Source organism: Streptomyces sp. NPDC047706, assembly GCF_043204795.1.
In the GTDB taxonomy this organism is placed as follows: Bacteria; Actinomycetota; Actinomycetes; order Streptomycetales; family Streptomycetaceae; genus Streptomyces.
In genome coordinates this window covers 129,016-144,674 of the sequence record NZ_JBIDCW010000023.1, presented here as the reverse complement: position 1 = coordinate 144,674, position 15,659 = coordinate 129,016, and the positions used below count along the sequence as shown (strand labels likewise).

The following is a 15,659-nucleotide window of genomic DNA, read 5'->3' as shown; positions in this document are numbered from 1 at the left end:
GGACGCACTCGGTCACGACCGGTTCGCCGTGGCCGGCCACGACACCGGAATGATCATCGGCTACGCGCTGGCCGCGGACCACCCGGACCGCGTCGAGTACCTGGCCGTCGCCGACGTCCCCGGCCCGCCGAGCACCGAGGCCTCGCCGAAGCTGTTCGAGAAGGCGCCGCTGAACAACAGGCTCTGGCACATCCCCTTCAACCGGGTCGACCACGAACTGATCGAGCAGCTCGTCAGGGGCCGCGAAGAGGCCTTCTTCACCTACGAGTTCGACATCCAGGGCGGGGAGCGGCTGCCCGAGTACGCGCGGGAGTACTACATCCGCCTCCTCTCGGAGCGCGAGTCCCTGCGCGGCAGCTTCGGCTTCTACCGGGCGTGGGACGCCACAGTCGATCAGAACGACGACCGCGCGAAGACCAAGCTGACGATGCCCGTCCTGGCGATCGGCGGGGAGAAGAGCTGGGGCGCGTGGGTCGAGGGCGGCATGAAGCCCCTCGCGAACGACGTGCGCGGTGTGGTCATCCCCGGCGCCGGCCACTGGGTCGCCGAGCAGGCACCCCAGCAGATGCTGGCCGCGCTGACCGAGTTCCTGGCCCCGTACCGCTCCAAGGCATCCCGGTCGGCTCGCTAGAGCCGTAGCAGGCACCGGCTGAAGACGCCCGGACGTCGGGCCGTCCCTGACCCGTGGCTCACGTCCGGGCAGGACCTGCCCCCCACTCCCCCGGCGGGCGGGACCCAGACCGGTACGACCCGCTCTCCCGCGGGTCGTACCGGGACGGCCCTTTCACCACCAGACGGGAGTCTTAGATGTTCAACGACATCGGGCCGCTCGAAGTCGTCACCCTGGTCGTGCTGGCCGTCATCGTGGTCGGGCCCGACAAGCTCCCCAAGCTGGTGTCCGACGCGGCGCGTGTCCTGCGCAGGGTCCGTCAGCTCTCGCACAGCGCTCAAGCGAGCATTCGTGACGAACTCCCCCCTGAGCTGAGGGATCTGGATCTCCAGGACCTCAACCCCAAGACCCTCCCCAAGCAGCTGCTGAACGACGAGAGCCTCAGCCTCGACAATCTCGGGGCCGACCTCGAACCCGACGGCAACACATCCCGCCGCGCGGCGTCGAAGGCCCCCGCGAAATCGGCAACCTCCGCCGGACCGGGCTCGGTCGCCACGAACGGCGACCGGCAGCCCTGAGAGTCCCGCCACTGAGCACCCACCGGCCCCGCCAACACAGGGGCCACACCATCGCCACCCCACGGGGCCGGCATCTCCGTCAACGGACGGATCACCCACCACGACCGGGCCGCCGCATCCTCCGGCAGCCGGGCCGACGGCGCGGGAGCGCCGCTCCCGCGCCGTCGTCAGCGGAAAGGAAACGCCCATGTTCGGCAGGCTCGGAGCCCCCGAAATCGTCCTCATCCTCGTCGTCGTGATGCTCCTCTTCGGCGCCAAGCGCCTTCCCGGGATGGCCCGTTCCTTCGGTCAGTCGGTGCGGATCCTGAAGAGCGAGACCCAGGCCCTGCGCAAGGACCACGCCGACGAACCGCAGGCCGACACGTACGCCGCCGCCCCCACCCCTGCCCTTCAGCCGGAAAGCGCCCGTCAGCCGGCCCCCGAGGCCGCTGAAGCGGACATCCCGCACCGGCGCTGAGGCGCCGTCACCACCGGCCGGCACATGTGCGGCCGGTGCCGCACTTGAAGGGACTGTCCATGCCCAGCCGTACCTCGCACGACGCCGCGCGAATGCCTCTGGGGGAACACCTCCGCGAGCTGCGCAGCCGACTGATGAAGGCCGTCGGGGCGATCCTGCTCGTGACGATCGCCGCGGCCTTCTTCTACAAGGAACTCATCGGCTTCCTCATCGATCCCCTGCCCGGCTGCGCCCCGGGCGGGCTGACCGGTGGCAGCGACGGGGGCGCTGCGGTGTGATCTCCCTCAACGGCCTGCTCTCGCCCTTCTCCCTCGCGCTGAAGGTGGCGATCACTGCGGGAGTAGTGGCCGCGAGCCCGGTGTGGCTGTACCAGTTGTGGGCGTTCGTCGCGCCCGGTCTGCACCGGAAAGAGAAGAAGTACACGCTGATCTTTCTCGGGGTCGGTGTCCCGCTGTTCCTCGCGGGTGCCGCCGTGGCGTACGGGGTGCTGCCCACCACGGCGCAGGTGCTGATCTCCCTCACCCCGGACGGGGCGACCAACCTGCTGCCGGTCGACGACTTCCTGAATCTCGCGACCCGAATGGTGCTCGTCTTCGGTCCGTCCTTCGAACTCCCCGTCCTCCTGGTGCTGTTGAACTTCGCGGGTGTGCTCACCGCGCACCGGATGATCGGCTGGTGGCGGGCGATGTTCCTGGGCATCGCCGCGTTCGCGGCGCTCGCCACGCCGAGCACGGATCCGCTCAGCATGGTGCTGCTGGCCGTGCCGATCTGCCTGCTCTACCTGGGCGCGTACGCGGTCGCCTGGTGCAACGACAGACGCCGTCGGCGCCGCCGCGACTCCGAGCCGGACGCGGGTCTCCAGGACACGGAGGCCTCCCCCCTGGAGCTGACGCCGGTCGCTGCGGCGTCCGCCGCCGGTGACCTGCCCTGACGTGCGATGACCTGCTCGCTGGTAACCGTCCGTAACCAGTTCGGCATGGATCCGCAGGACACCGTAGGTGTGGCGGGAGGCGATGTGCAGCACGGTGATTTCATGTGCGAGCCGTCGTCGGCAGCCTGCCGAGCGGGCGGGCGGCCTCGCCGTCACGCCAGGCGTAGCAGGAGGAGCGGGCGACCTTCAACACCCGGCACAGCAGGACGATCGGGTTGTCGCCTTCTCCGTATGGAAGAACCGGTACAGCTCGCTCACCGGTCGTTCTCCTTCACGAAGAAGGCGGTCGGCCTTTCAGGATCTCGATCGTCTGCTGCTGTTCCTCGATCGTCTGCTGCTGTTCGCGGACCTCCTTGCGCAGCCGCTTGAGCTCCTCACGCTCGGCGCCGGTCAGCTCACCTGACTCGCCCCGCCCCGGTCCACTTTCATGCGGCGGTACCAGCCACGCAGGGACTCGGAACTGATCCCGAGTTCACCGGCGACGGCGGTGACCGTCCGGCCCGAGGACTCGACGAGAGCCGCTGCGTCCCGCTTGCACTCTTCGGAGTACCGCTTCGTGCACTTGACTTCCCACCTGGTGCTACTTCCTCTGGAACCTCAAGATCCCCGTCTCCAGGTTGTCCACCATCAAGGGGAAGCTTCATCGGGCACCACCACCACACTTACGGACTCGAGTCCTACCTTGAGCCCCGGGCCATCACCGTCTGCCTCATAGTGCGGATCCGCTTGCACAGCGCATCCGCTGGCATGAAACGGGCACTGGTCCAGCTCACGCGGAAGCCGAAGGCGAGCTGGATCAGTGCTGTGCGACTCCGCCATGAAAGGGGCCGGCGCCACGTCGTGCCCCTCGGCTCCATGAATGTCGCCCGCACGGCCACCACCGTGCCATGTCAGGCCGGCTACAGCGAGCCGGCCCACTCGCCCGCCACCGCGAGACTCCCCCGCCCCTGCCCGACCTCATCAGGGTCGCCGTTACGCCATTCGCGGAGGGGAGACGGCGTTTCACGGCATCTGATGTGTGCTACGTCTCATCCGCAGATTGTTACGCCGGACGGGCAGCTGGTGTCTCCATGTCGAGTCCACAGCACGAGGAGACATGATGAACGGAAACGTCGAGGTAGTCGTGATCGGCGGAGGGTACGGGGGTGTGACGGCGGCCAATCGCCTGGCTCGGCGCGATGGCCTGTCGGTGACCGTGATCAATCCGCGTCCCGAGTTCGTCTCGCGGATCCGCCTGCACCAGCTCGTGACCGGCTCCGATGACGCCGTCGAGGGCTTCGACAGGGTCATGGGCGGGAACGTCCGGCTGGTGGTCGACACCGCGACACGGATCGACGCTGCCGCGCGTCAGGTGTCGCTGGCGGGCGGTGCCACGGTCTCCTACGACTACCTCGTCTACGCGGTGGGCAGCGGCGCCACCGATCCCAGCGTCCCCGGAGCGGCGGAGTTCACTCACTCGGTGTCGGACCTCGAAGGGGCGCAGCGACTGCGGTCGGCGCTGGATACGACGCCCGCGTCGGCTCCGGTGACCGTGGTCGGGTCAGGACCGACCGGCCTGGAGACCGCCGCCGAGCTGGCGGAGGCGGGCCGCAAGGTCACCCTGGTCTGCGGCAAGGTGCTGGGCCCCTCCCTGCACGCCCGAGTCCGTCGCCCGGTCGCCCGCCGGCTCGCCCAGCTGGGTGTGACCGTCCTCGAAGGGCCCGGTACGAAGGTGGCGGAAGTGACTCCCGACGGCGTACGGCTCGGCGACGGCCGAGAGCTGCCCAGCGCGGTGACGATCTGGACCGCGGGATTCCGTGTCCCGGACCTGGCCACCCGCAGTGGGCTGCGCACCGACGCCGAAGGCCGTCTGGTCACCGACACGACGCTGACCAGCGTGGACGACGAGCGCATCGTCGCCGCCGGGGACGCGGGAGTGATGCCGGACCACCCCTTCCGGATGAGCTGCCAGGCCGCCACGCAGTTGGGCCCGGCAGCCGCCGACACGGTTCTGCGCCGGATCGCGGGGAAAACGCCCGCTCCCGTCCGGATGTTCTTCGCCGGGCAATGCCTCAGCCTCGGCCGAAACCAAGGCGTCACCCAGTTCTCCTACCCGAACGACAAGGTGAACGCGCTCCGCATCAGTGGGCGGACCGGTGCCGGCGTCAAGGAGATCGCCTGCCGGTTCACTCTCAACAAGTTGGTGTCCGGGGCACGCAAGGCCAGTGCCCGTGGATCCCACGACGACAGCACCGACCGCCTGGAAACACGTCAGCCCGAACACGCCACGACGCCGCCCGGCACCCGACGCGCGACCTAGTCGCCAAGTCCGTTCTCGGGCCGGATCAACCGGTCCTGCCCAAGAAGGTCCGAACCGGAGTGGCCAGCACGCAACGCCGCGGTCTCGTAGGCCATGTCCGGGCGCCAGGGCGCGCCATCCCACCAGCCCCCCCACCCCCCCCGTGGCCTGATCCGCGGGGAGACTGCTGCCGACACCCCGTCGTCGGGACCGGTACATGTTCTTCACGGCCTGCTTCCGGCACACGGGGCCAAACAGGAGAGAGCGAAGCGCACGACATGAACGACCACGTCACCGACCCCGCGACCGAGGCCTTCGTCGCCCACCGCGACCTGCTGTTCACCGTCGCGTACGAGATGCTCGGCTCGGCGGCGGACGCCGAAGACGTCCTCCAGGAGGCATGGCTGCGGTGGGTGAAGGTCGACCTCGACCAGGTGCAGGACCAGCGCGCCTACCTGGTACGGGTGACGACTCGTCAAGCACTGAACCGGCTGCGCACCCTCAGACGGCGCAAGGAGGCCTACGTCGGCCCCTGGCTGCCCGAGCCCCTGCTCACCGCGCCGGACGTGGCCGAGGACGTCGTGCTGTCCGAAAACCTGTCGCTGGCACTCATGTTCATCCTCGAAACCCTCTCACCGACCGAACGTGCCGTCTTCGTGCTGCGCGAGGTCTTCGACATCGGCTACGAGGACATCGCGGCCGCAATCGGCAAGAGCCCCGCCGCCACACGCCAGATCGCCTACCGCGCCCGCCAGCACGTCGAGGCTCGCCGGCCGCGCATCTCGGTTTCCCCGGAGGAAACCCGGGCAGCGTTGGATTCGTTCCAGTCCGCCCTCGAAACCGGGGACCTGCAGAGGCTGCTCGACGTACTCGCCCCGGACGTTGTCTTCGTCAGCGACGGCGGCGGCCTCAAGCTGGCGGCCCTGCGACCGGTCGTCGGCGCCGACAAGGTGCTCCGTTACATGGCCGGCAGTGTCGAGAAGGCCAGCGGAACCTTCACCAGTGAGCCCATGACGGTCAACGGCAACCCCGGGCTCGTCCTGCGCGTGGACGGCGTGATCGACGGCGTACTGGCCTTCCGCGTGGAGAACGCCCGCGTCACGGGTCTCTACTACGTTCGCAACCCCGAAAAGCTCACCCGCGTCGAGTCCGAGACCTCCCTCACCTCCCGATGACCGTCTCCCCGCGACACGGCCGACCGAGGGCCAGTGGCCCCGTTGACAGCTCAGTGGCTCGTCTCCGCGTTCGTCAGGACGAGGAGGGCGCAGGAGGATGGTGGCGTGCCGCTCGTTCAGGCGGAGCCTGGTGGATCGGGTGACGGGATCGGTGCCCGCAACGCACGAGGCTCCTGTGCTGTCGGGGGAGGTTTTCGAAGTCTCAACCCACAGGCACCGGAGCCGCGTTGGTTCCGTGCTCCGCCGCACTCGACCTGCCCCACGCCCCGGTCGAGGGGGGCACCATGCTCATCGTCACCCGCGGGGACGACCGTCGCCGCAAGCTCCCACCGCACCAGCGTGCCCTGGTCGGCCTCGGGTACCTGCGCCGGCACGACACCCTCACCCAGCTCGCTGCCGGTCCCGCATCTCCCTCGGCACCGCCACTCCTAGACGACAGCCGTCGACGACCTCCCCGCCGACCGAGCTCACGGCCTGCTGCATGCTCTGCGCAAGGCGGACCCGGACTACTTCCTGCTCGACGGCACTCCGGCAACGTACGATCGGGCCGGCGACGGCCGGGCCGACATCTCACACAAGCACCACCGACACGCGGTGAACGTGCAGATGGTGACCCACCCGCCGGACGGCAGCTGTCGCTCCCGCCGACGACGCCCGCCCCCGCGGACGATCTCACTGCGGCCCGCGCCCACCGCATCATCAGGATCTGTGAACGCCAGGCCATCCCGATCATCGCCGACCGCGCCTGCATCGAAGCCCGCCCATGGGTGACAACACCCCCTGACACGCCCGCCCGGCCATGACCTCACCCCCGACCCAGCCAACCGACAACCGAGCGCCGGACACAGCGCGGGCGCCGATCGAGCGCGCCGTCGCACGCGCTGAAGTCCTGGCCGATCTACAAGTCCCAGCGCAGTCCGAGCCGAATGCCATCAATCCCCGCGGCCGTGCTCACTCTGGAGCGGCAGCGCTCAAAGAGCTCACTGAGTGACATGCCTCGTGAAATCGCAAGGTACGGGTCTCGTGCGAGTGACGATTGGGGGACTCGTGCCCGTCGGTGGCTGTTGTCTGTGCCGTAGATCATCGGGCAGGTCCAGTTCCGACGGTCGGCCGGGTTCGGCTACGCCCGTGGCCGAACCCCACGCCTGAGATGCGCGGGCTCGGCGGCACGCAGTTGCAGGTCGAGCGGGAGGATCTGGCGATCGCGGAGCGTGTCGAATCGTTGGCCGAGCAGGCCCGTGCCGAGGTCGAGGCGGTCGCTCCGGTATCGGAGAAGGTGGCCGGTCGGGCGGTACCGCCGCTCCCGCACCGCAGCGACGCGGCCGACGAGGGTGCGTTGCCGGGCCATTACCGCAAGGCCCTGGCGATCCTGCCGGAGGCGTTCGGCCGGTGCAGGTCAGGGCGGTTGGCGAGCGGCTGGGCCTGGACGCGTCGGTGCGCGGCTGATGGAGCCGCTGCGGATGAAGATGACCAAGCTCGCCGACCGCGGCTGGTGCACAAGCGCCCTGCCGGGCGGTTCACCGCACGTCCATAGCTGAGCGGGGCCGGGCCTGCAATCGCCGTCCGACAACACTCGCCCGATTCCCAACCGCTTGACACATTCCGATATAGGCATATGATGGCCGCCATGGCACGAGCAGCGACGACGTCGGACGCGTTCAACGCGATCGCCGAGCCGCAGCGCCGGGACATCCTGGCGCTGCTGCGGGCGGGTGAGCGGCCGGTGACCGACCTCGCCGAGGAGCTGGGGATGAGCCAGCCACGGGCGTCCAAGCACCTGCGGGTGCTCCGGGAGGTGGGGCTGGTCCAGGTCCGCGAGGCGGGCAAGCAGCGCCTCTACGGCCTGGACGCCCGCGGGCTGCGGCCGATCCACGAGTGGGTCGGCGGATTCGAGCGGTTCTGGAGCGAGAGTCTCGACCGGCTGGACACCTACGTGCAGGACCTCAAGCAGACACGCCAGGAGGAATGACCGATGGCAGGGGCAAGGCAAGAAGCGGGGGCGGAGTCGGCGACGGCCGACCGGGAGATCGTGATCTCCCGGGTCATCGACGCCCCGCGAGAGCTGGTGTTCGAGGCGTTCACCGAGGTCCGGCACCTGTCGCGGTGGTGGGGTCCGGAGGGGTTCACCACCACCACGCGGTCCTTCGAGTTCCGCGAGGGCGGGGAGTGGGAGTTCGTGCTGCACGGGCCGGACGGGACCGACTACTCCGAGTGGATCCGCTGGCTGCGGATCGCCCCGCCGGAGCGGATCGCCCTGCTGCATGGTGAGTCCCGCGACGACCCGAACGCCTTCGAGACGGTCCTGACCTTCGTGCCGGACGGCGCGGCGACCCGGATCGTGATGCGCACGGTGTTCCCCACCAAGGAACTGCGCGACGAGGCGGTCGAGAAGTACCACGCGATCGAGGGCGGCCGGCAGACCTTGAGCAACCTGGCGGCCTACCTCACCGAGGTCGTTCAGAGGGGGGCGGAGGGCTGATGGCCGGGAAGGTCTTCTTCAGCGTGTCGATGTCGCTGGACGGGTTCATCGCGCCCGAGTCCCTCGGGGACTTGATGGGGCAGCAGTGGATGGAACTGCAGCAGTGGATCTTTCCGCAGCGGTTCTTCCGGGAGAACCTGAAGCTCGGAGAGGGCGGCGAGGAGGGTCGCGACAACGACATCGTGCGGGAGACGTTCGAGCGAACCGGTGCGAGCGTCATGGGCAAGCGCATGTTCGATGCAGGCGCACAGATGTGGCCAAATGAGGCGCCGTTCCACACCCCGGTCTTCGTCGTGACGCACACCAAACGTGATCCCTGGGAGCGGCCGGGTGGGACCACGTTCCACTTCGTCGACGACGGCATCGAGACCGCGCTCGACCAGGCCCGCGAGGCCGCCGGCGACCGCGACGTCCGCATCGCGGGCGGCGGCGCAACGATCCTGCAGTACATGAACGCCGGCCTGATCGACGAGTTCTCGATCGCGCTGTCGCCCGTGCTGTTCGGCTCCGGAATCCGCCTGTTCAATGCCGTCGACGCGTCCAGGGTCGCGCTGGAGCAGGTCCGTTCGGAGCCGTCGTCGAGGGTGACGCACCTGACCTACGCCGTGCACCCACGGTAGCCGCGCCACCACTCCACCCGAGCACCCACGGCGCACACACTTGAAGCAGCAAGCCACCACGGCGAACTGCGCGTAGCGGCGTGACTGGCATGCCCCAGACGGCAGTTGAGCTTGGTGTGAAGAAGGCAGCGGCCTCACCGACCGACCTGATACGCGACCACCTGAAGAAGATCGGCTCGCGGGGGCGGGCCCAGCCCGTGGCGCACTACGGCGTTGTGGTGAGGACGACCGCGGCCCGTGTCCTGACAAGGCCCGGTCCGGTCTGAGCACCACCAGGGGCCTCGTCCCGCGCCCTCGTTCCGCAAGGCAGGGACGGCAGGCAGCCGTCAGGAAGCGTGCCCGGACCACGACTGCCCCCCCTTTCGCCCGCGAGGTGAGGTGAGCCGCCACCGCCGGGACTTGGTGTCGACGACCGCGCCCCTCACTGCCGGCAGCCGGCCAGCGAGCAGGCCGCACCGAGCGCGAAGCGGACCGTGCCCGAGATCCGCCCTCACGCTGCACGTCTGGGCGCCCCAGGAGTCTCTGATGCGACTGGGCTGCGCGCTCATTTGGCGGCGCCACCTCGGGACTACATGGCTTCAGGACCTCTCACACCACCGGCGGGCCTTTCCGAACTCGTCGACCACTGCGGTCACACTCGGGGGATGAGAGAGCTCAGAAGTGTTGATGCCGGGAAGCCGCATGCGCAATTTCTGGCGGCTGAACACTGGAGTCTGCTGTCGACTCGAAGCATGACGTGGCAGGAGATCTTCAGCCGGACTGGGACGTATCTGACGGTGCTGTCGGCCGCGGTGGTGGCGCTGTCGCTGGTGGCCAACGCAACCCGCTTCGGGTCCGGGTTCACGACGTTCGCCTTGCTGGTGCTGCCGGTCGTCCTGCTCGTCGGGACCGGGACGTACTTCCGGCTGATCGAGGCCGACATCGAGGACACCTGGCTGATCATCGGCATGAACCGGCTGCGGCACGCATACGTCGAGCTCGCACCGGAGCTCGAGCCGTACTTCATCGCGAGCCATCACGACGACCCGCCAGGGATCTGGACGACCTACAGCTTCCGCCGACGGATCGGGGTGACGCACTGGCTGTCCGGCTCACCCGTAGTCATCGGCGTCATCAACTCCGTCGTCACCGGCGTGTTGGCCGCGGTGGCCTGCGCGGCCGTCGGCGCCGGGGACATCCTGCGCATCCTGGTCGCCGCCGCCACGGCCATCCTGAGCGCGGTCGTCCTCGGCTTTCTCGGCCTCCGTAAGGTGCACGAGGTATCCCGCAGCTATCAGCCGCGCTTCCCCAGTGCCGAGCAGGACGGTCGGCGGAATGAGCCGTCCTGAGTCCTGTGGGAAGGCCGGCCGCCCCCAGGGAGGCGCCGGCCCAGGCAGGGATCAGACAGGGACGCCGGTACGTGTCGTGGAACCGGGCACCGGCCGGGGACCACCGTCACTCCCGTCGGGGGCTGCCCCGCCCAGGTCGGCAGTTCGGCGGCCGGTCCGGCGACGGGGGGACAGGTGCGTCGGGTATCGGGCACCGCCTGGGCGAGCCGGGTGCGAGCATGACCACTTGGCCGTGGTGGCAGATCGGCATCGGCTCTCCTGCGAGCAGAAGGTACGTTGCGTCTTCGTCTGTGATCTCCACCCGCAGGCAGCGGCCCCAGATGTTGATGTGGAATGCCAGGCGGCTGAGCTTTTCGGGAAGCCTGGGTACGAACGTCAGGGTGTCCTCGTTGTGCCGCATGCCTCCGAAACCGCCGACCAGAGCCATCCACGTGCCCGCCAGCGACGCGATGTGCAGGCCGTCCCGAGTGTTCATGTGAAGGTCGTTGAGATCTATGAAGGCTGCTTCGACGGCGTACTCGTAAGCCATACGCTCGTTGCCCACCTCCGCTGCGACGACGGCCTGGCAGCAGGCGGAGAGGGAGGAGTCACGCACGGTGAAGGACTCGTAATATTCGAAATTGCGCGATTTGTGCTCCATGTCGAAGCAGTCGCCGCACATGTACATGGCCAGTACCAGGTCCGCCTGCTTGACCACCTGTTTCCGGTAGATGTCGAAGTAGGGGAAGTTGAGCATCAGAGGGTACTGGTCAGGGCGAGTGGCGGCGAAGTCCCACGGCTGGCGTTCGGTAAAGCCGGCGTGCTGTTCATGCACTTCCAGGTCGTCGTTGTAGGGGATGTGCACCGACTCTGCGGCGGCACGCCATGACGCGGCCTCCCGTTCGTCCGCGCCCAGCGCCGCCGCTTCTTGGGGGTATCGGTCGACGGCGTCGGCGGCCCCGCGAAGATTCCGCGCCGCCATGAGGTTGGTGTAAATGTTGTCGTTGACGATCGCGCTGTACTCGTCCGGTCCGGTGACGCCGTCGATATGGAATGCCCCTCGCCGGTCGTGATGGCCCAACGACATCCAGAGCCGGGCGGTCTCCACGAGCAGTTCCACACCGCTGTGGCGGGCGAAATCCTCGTCGCCTGTCGCAGAGACATAACGTACGACCGAATCGGCGATGTCGGCGTTGATATGGAAGGCAGCAGTACCGGCCGGCCAATAGGCGCTGCATTCCGAGCCGTCGATGGTCCTCCAGGGAAACGCGACCCCGCTGAGTCCGAGTTGGCGTGCACGGTCGCGCGCTGCAGGCAGCGTGTTCTGCCGCCATCGCAGCGCTTCAGCGACAGCGCCGGGCGCGATGTACGTGAGCAGCGGCAGCACAAAGGTCTCCGTGTCCCAGAAGGTGTGACCGTCGTACCCCGTGCCCGTGAGTCCTTTGCCGGGGATGGCGCGCCGCTCGGCACGCGCGCCGGCCTGCAGCACATGGAACAAGGCGAAACGAACGGCCTGCTGCAACTCGTCATCGCCGTCGACCTCGACGTCGGCCCGTGCCCAGAAGTGCTCCAGGTAGGTCCGCTGTTCCTCTGCCAGGCCCTCCCAGCGCGTGCTGCTCGCCGCCGCGAGCGCCGCTTCGACCTGGTCCCGCACTGCCGGAAGCGACCGCATGCCCGACCAGCCGTAGGCGACGATCTTTTCGATCCGCAGTCTCTCTCCGGCCGCCAGCTGCGACGTGACGGTCAGGCGTGCGACATCTGCGGTACTCTCGCCGCTGGTTCGTGTCCCGGCGGGTCCGTCGACGGTGTGGTCGGCCGCCGTCGCCACTCGGAGCTTGCTGCGGCGCGTGGAATGGACCAGCAGCAGCCGGTTGCCCGACGCGCGGTGCTCCTCGGACTCGAGCGGCGACTCCAGGCTCGCGGCTGCGCGTGGATCACCCGAGACCGCCGGCAGTTGTTCGTTGGCGATGAGTTCCGACTGGACGACGACGCGCACGGGGGCGTCGACGGCCTCGACCTCGTAGGCGACAGCTGCGACCGCACGCTGAGTGAAGGAGACCAGCCTGGTGGAATGCACACGCACCGTGGAGCCGGCGGGCGAGGTCCATTCGCAGTGGCGGCACAACAGACCGGCACGCAGGTCCAGTGTGCGCTCGTGGCTGTGGAGCCTGCCGTAGCGCAGGTCGAACGGCTCGTCACCGACGAGCAGCCGGATCACCTTGCCGTTCGTGACGTTGATCGCTGTCTGACCGGACTCCGGATAGCCGTATCCTCCTTCCGCGTACGGCAGGGCGTGTGCCTCGTAGAACCCGTTGAGGTAGGAGCCGGGTATCCCGTGCGGCTCGCCCTCGTCGAGGTTTCCCCGCCAGCCGAGGTGACCGTTGGAGAGCGCGAACACCGATTCGCTCTGCGGCAGCAACTCCAGTTTGAGCGGTGTCTCCTTCAGACTCCAGCGGTCCACGGAGAAGCAGGACTCAGTGATCATTCCCAATCCACCAGTTCCGAGAGGTCCCGCACGACGACGTCCGCGCCGTGGGCGCGCATGGCGTCCCCCTGACCCGCCCGGTCGACACCGACGGCGAATCCGAAGCGGCCCGCCCGGGCGGCATCGATGCCCGAGAGCGCATCCTCGAAGACGGCCGAGGTCGAGGCCGTGGAGCCGAGGTCGTGGCTGCCAGAAACATGTCGGAATGCGGTTTCCCGGGCAGTCCCCCTTCCGCGCCGACGAGCCCGTCGATGCGGACGTCGGACAGGTCCTGCGCCCGTATCGATCGCAGCACTTCGCGGCAGTTGGCGCTGGAGGACACCACAGCGGTCTTCAGTCCGAGCCGCCTCACCTCGCCGATGTAGCGCAGGGTGGTGGGATACGGCTCCACGCCCTCATGGCGGATCTTCTCCAACAGCAGTTCGTTCTTGCGGCGGCCCAGGCCACGGACCGTGTCCTGCTGCGCGCTGTCGCCGGGGAGGCCCTCCGGGATCTCGACACCGCTGGAGGCGAGGAAGCTCCGTACGCCGTCCGCGCGCGGTCTGCCGTCCACGTACTCGGTGTAGTCACTCATTTCGAACGACCCGAAGTCGGCTCCGTTCCGTCGGCGCAGGAAGGTGTCGAAGGCCTCCCGCCAGGCGGCCTGATGCACCGCGGCGGTCCTGGTGATGACACCGTCCAGGTCGAAAAGGCACGTACCGATCGTTTCCGGCAAACCGAGCTGCGTCATGGTGCGGCCCTCCCTCGGAGCGGGAGAGCCGGCATCCAGTGGGCAGAGACGAAGGACCGACCGCCGATCCGTCCGAGCGCCTATCCCACGATCCTCCCGACTGCGATTCGCCGCAACAGAGGAGGGAAGATCGCCAGAGCCGTCCGAGCGCATCGGTCGGCTCCCTCGCAAAAGGGGAGCCGCGTCCGGATCCGGCACGCGGCCGAGACCGCGCAAAGGGGCTCGGTCGGCGAAGCAGGTCACCGTCACCGGTTGAATCGCGACCTCAGTGTCTGGGCGAGAACCACCCACGCAAGTCGCGCCCATCGATTCGCAACCATGCCGACACCGGGACCGGTGCGCTGGACGGTCAACCGGCACGCGGCTCGTCTCGTGCGCCCGTGGTCGGCGATCGCCCCGACAGCCGGTCCCCGAACGCCGCGTGCATCGCCTTTGGGGAGTGCCACGTCCTAAGAGGCGGCGGTCACACCCCGGTCGTTCGTGCTACGGCAAGATCCGTTCGACGACGGACCCCAGTGTCCTGAGTCATGGATTGTCGGCAGTATGCGGCGACCTTGTCGAGGATCTGGTCGGCGCTCCTGGTCCAGAGCAAGGGGCTGGGGTGGTCGTTCCAGTCTGCCGGGCAGGTGCGGATCTCTGGTTCCAGAGCCTGCACGGACCGGTGGACACCGCGGCGCAGAATCATGCAGGTCGGCTCGGTGGACGAGCGCTCGACCAGGTGCAGCCAGGGTGCCCCGGTCGGCGAGAAGTGCCGGTGGAAGCATGGATGGACAGTCAGCCACTTCCTGACGGCTGGAGTCCTGTGGGTGACGTAGGCGTCCACAGGATCAGGATTCAAGTCCCCAGGGCTGAGCCGAGAACCACTGTGCGATGCCTTGCCGGTGGCGGCAGTCAGCGGCCAGGGAACCGTTCCGTGATCTCCTGCAGGACCCATCCGTTGCCGTCCGGGTCGGCGAAGGAAGCGTAGGAGGAGTAGGTATTGCCCTCCGGATGCCGGCCAGCCAGCCGTTCCTGGCCCGGCAGGGAATGAGTGACGTCTCCGCCCTCGTGGCCGTGGAACAGCACGCCGTTGGCGTCGTGGAATACGTCGCTGATGTCGATTCCCCGGTCCGCGAGCCCGGCGCGAGCCGCGTCGATGTCGGAGACGATGAGGTACAGGCCCTGCACTGAACCGGGCTCGGCGGCGGTCATCCCTTCGCCGAACATGATCGAACATCCTGAGCCGGGTGGGGTGAAGTGCACGCCCCGGAAGCCGTTGCCGGGACCGGTGTCGAGGTCCAGCCGGAAGCCAAGCTTTTCGTAGAAGGCTTTGGCCCGATCCGTATCAGAGACGGGCAGGACGAGCACTTCGAGCTTCAGATCCACGGGGTCGTCCTCTGTGTGTATGGGGGGGGTGTGGAGCTGTCCATACCGTGACCGACCGCCGCTCAAACTGCGACTCAGCCAATGACCGCGGCGGCGCACCCGCCCTCACCGCTCGGGGCGGGCCGGGCAGGGCCGGGCCGGTCGCTGTGCCGGCACTCACTCGAATGTCGCTGACCGCAGCGCGTGTTGCACCGGTCGGAGGACCGGTGTCATACGTGTGCGCTCTGCTGCCATGCCGGACTGGTCGCATGCAGACGCTCGATCGGGACCGCCACTGCAGGCCCGGGTGGGGGTGCGGATGCTGGTCGGTGGCGACACTCTTGAGCTCCCGGATCACTGGGCCCGAGGTCCAAGTTTCTGGCGCTCTGGTCAAAGCGCGACCGAAGCTTCGAGGCCGTCGACGCGACGACCTTCGGTACCGCCGCGGTCACACCGGCTGCCGTGCTACGTCTTGTGGAACCCCCCGATCGGCCGAGCGGGACTGCTCAGGGACGCGAGTGACCCGCGACACTTCACGTGCTGGATGCTTCTGGCGTCCCGGGTAACGCGTACAGACAAGGTGCTCCCCCACGGCACGCCGAACCAGTTGGCGCTGTCTGCGGCAGATCACACGCGGCAACAGCAGACACCCACGTTGCCTGACG

13 protein-coding genes and 4 pseudogenes are annotated in these 15,659 nt (G+C 68.4%); 13 read left to right on the top strand and 4 right to left on the bottom strand.

From position 1 onward, the window contains the following. From ACGF8A_RS25790 to ACGF8A_RS25770, 5 genes and pseudogenes are all read left to right on the top strand, one after another. On the top strand, positions 1–631 hold a 631-nt coding region (locus ACGF8A_RS25790; protein ID WP_393112058.1), incomplete at its 5' end, for an alpha/beta fold hydrolase. Positions 632–807: 176 nt separating this feature from the next. Further along, positions 808–1,188, top strand: a complete 381-nt coding sequence (locus ACGF8A_RS25785) for a Sec-independent protein translocase subunit TatB (RefSeq protein ID WP_393112056.1) — start codon at positions 808–810, stop codon at positions 1,186–1,188. Between the two features lie 187 nt (positions 1,189–1,375). Further along, positions 1,376–1,645, top strand: coding sequence for a Sec-independent protein translocase subunit TatA (gene tatA, locus ACGF8A_RS25780; RefSeq protein ID WP_393112054.1), 270 nt, complete (start codon positions 1,376–1,378; stop codon positions 1,643–1,645). A gap of 92 nt (positions 1,646–1,737) precedes the next feature. Next, positions 1,738–2,576, top strand: a pseudogene (tatC, locus tag ACGF8A_RS25775) (twin-arginine translocase subunit TatC). 82 nt (positions 2,577–2,658) lie between these two features. After that, positions 2,659–2,979 carry a hypothetical protein gene (locus ACGF8A_RS25770; RefSeq protein WP_393112052.1) on the top strand — a complete coding sequence of 107 codons (321 nt, stop codon included), beginning with the start codon at positions 2,659–2,661 and terminating at the stop codon, positions 2,977–2,979. Here the strand turns inward: ACGF8A_RS25770 and ACGF8A_RS25765 are convergent. After that, positions 2,967–3,122, bottom strand: a pseudogene (locus ACGF8A_RS25765) (transposase); the annotation flags it as partial. The gene ACGF8A_RS25770 and the pseudogene ACGF8A_RS25765 sit on opposite strands and share 13 nt — an antisense overlap. A 553-nt stretch (positions 3,123–3,675) precedes the next feature. Here ACGF8A_RS25765 and ACGF8A_RS25760 point away from each other — a divergent pair. From ACGF8A_RS25760 to ACGF8A_RS25725, 8 genes and pseudogenes are all read left to right on the top strand, one after another. After that, positions 3,676–4,875: an NAD(P)/FAD-dependent oxidoreductase gene (locus tag ACGF8A_RS25760; protein ID WP_393112068.1), complete on the top strand. Its 1,200-nt coding sequence runs from the start codon at positions 3,676–3,678 to the stop codon at positions 4,873–4,875. 257 nt (positions 4,876–5,132) lie between these two features. Then, positions 5,133–6,029 carry an RNA polymerase sigma-70 factor gene (locus ACGF8A_RS25755; RefSeq protein ID WP_393112050.1) on the top strand — a complete coding sequence of 299 codons (897 nt, stop codon included), beginning with the start codon at positions 5,133–5,135 and terminating at the stop codon, positions 6,027–6,029. 227 nt (positions 6,030–6,256) lie between these two features. Continuing rightward, a pseudogene (locus tag ACGF8A_RS25750) lies at positions 6,257–7,000 on the top strand (transposase family protein); the annotation flags it as partial. A 179-nt stretch (positions 7,001–7,179) separates the two neighbouring features. Beyond that, positions 7,180–7,563 carry a hypothetical protein gene (locus ACGF8A_RS25745; RefSeq protein ID WP_393112048.1) on the top strand — a complete coding sequence of 128 codons (384 nt, stop codon included), beginning with the start codon at positions 7,180–7,182 and terminating at the stop codon, positions 7,561–7,563. Positions 7,564–7,656: 93 nt separating this feature from the next. Beyond that, a complete protein-coding gene (locus ACGF8A_RS25740) occupies positions 7,657–7,998 on the top strand; it encodes an ArsR/SmtB family transcription factor (protein ID WP_393112046.1) in 342 nt (113 codons plus the stop codon). 3 nt (positions 7,999–8,001) lie between these two features. Further along, positions 8,002–8,508: an SRPBCC family protein gene (locus ACGF8A_RS25735; RefSeq protein ID WP_393112044.1), complete on the top strand. Its 507-nt coding sequence runs from the start codon at positions 8,002–8,004 to the stop codon at positions 8,506–8,508. After that, positions 8,508–9,128, top strand: a complete 621-nt coding sequence (locus ACGF8A_RS25730; RefSeq protein WP_393112042.1) for a dihydrofolate reductase family protein — start codon at positions 8,508–8,510, stop codon at positions 9,126–9,128. The genes ACGF8A_RS25735 and ACGF8A_RS25730 overlap by 1 nt, the downstream gene beginning before the upstream one ends. Before the next feature lie 731 nt (positions 9,129–9,859). Further along, entirely contained in the window at positions 9,860–10,456 is a 597-nt protein-coding gene (locus ACGF8A_RS25725; RefSeq protein WP_393112040.1) for a hypothetical protein, read from the top strand. Positions 10,457–10,562: 106 nt separating this feature from the next. Here the strand turns inward: ACGF8A_RS25725 and ACGF8A_RS25720 are convergent, their stop codons facing one another. The 3 genes and pseudogenes from ACGF8A_RS25720 to ACGF8A_RS25710 all read right to left on the bottom strand — a co-directional run bounded on the left by ACGF8A_RS25720 (position 10,563) and on the right by ACGF8A_RS25710 (position 15,015). Beyond that, complete coding sequence (locus tag ACGF8A_RS25720) at positions 10,563–12,920, bottom strand: glycoside hydrolase family 65 protein (protein WP_393112038.1); 2,358 nt, start codon at positions 12,918–12,920, stop codon at positions 10,563–10,565. Continuing rightward, a pseudogene (locus tag ACGF8A_RS25715) lies at positions 12,917–13,650 on the bottom strand (HAD family hydrolase). The gene ACGF8A_RS25720 and the pseudogene ACGF8A_RS25715 overlap by 4 nt, the downstream one beginning before the upstream one ends. 891 nt (positions 13,651–14,541) lie before the next feature. Then, positions 14,542–15,015, bottom strand: a complete 474-nt coding sequence (locus tag ACGF8A_RS25710; RefSeq protein ID WP_393112036.1) for a VOC family protein — start codon at positions 15,013–15,015, stop codon at positions 14,542–14,544. Between the last annotated feature and the right edge of the window lie 644 nt (positions 15,016–15,659).

Bases quoted from the DNA above. Each gene is read 5' to 3' on its own strand.
- ACGF8A_RS25785 (WP_393112056.1), top strand. From the start codon at position 808: ATGTTCAACGACATCGGGCCGCTCGAAGTCGTCACCCTGGTCGTGCTG.
- tatA (WP_393112054.1), top strand. From the start codon at position 1,376: ATGTTCGGCAGGCTCGGAGCCCCCGAAATCGTCCTCATCCTCGTCGTC.
- ACGF8A_RS25770 (WP_393112052.1), top strand. From the start codon at position 2,659: ATGTGCAGCACGGTGATTTCATGTGCGAGCCGTCGTCGGCAGCCTGCC.
- ACGF8A_RS25760 (WP_393112068.1), top strand. From the start codon at position 3,676: ATGAACGGAAACGTCGAGGTAGTCGTGATCGGCGGAGGGTACGGGGGT.
- ACGF8A_RS25755 (WP_393112050.1), top strand. From the start codon at position 5,133: ATGAACGACCACGTCACCGACCCCGCGACCGAGGCCTTCGTCGCCCAC.
- ACGF8A_RS25745 (WP_393112048.1), top strand. From the start codon at position 7,180: ATGCGCGGGCTCGGCGGCACGCAGTTGCAGGTCGAGCGGGAGGATCTG.
- ACGF8A_RS25740 (WP_393112046.1), top strand. From the start codon at position 7,657: ATGGCACGAGCAGCGACGACGTCGGACGCGTTCAACGCGATCGCCGAG.
- ACGF8A_RS25735 (WP_393112044.1), top strand. From the start codon at position 8,002: ATGGCAGGGGCAAGGCAAGAAGCGGGGGCGGAGTCGGCGACGGCCGAC.
- ACGF8A_RS25730 (WP_393112042.1), top strand. From the start codon at position 8,508: ATGGCCGGGAAGGTCTTCTTCAGCGTGTCGATGTCGCTGGACGGGTTC.
- ACGF8A_RS25725 (WP_393112040.1), top strand. From the start codon at position 9,860: ATGACGTGGCAGGAGATCTTCAGCCGGACTGGGACGTATCTGACGGTG.
- ACGF8A_RS25720 (WP_393112038.1), bottom strand. From the start codon at position 12,920: ATGATCACTGAGTCCTGCTTCTCCGTGGACCGCTGGAGTCTGAAGGAG.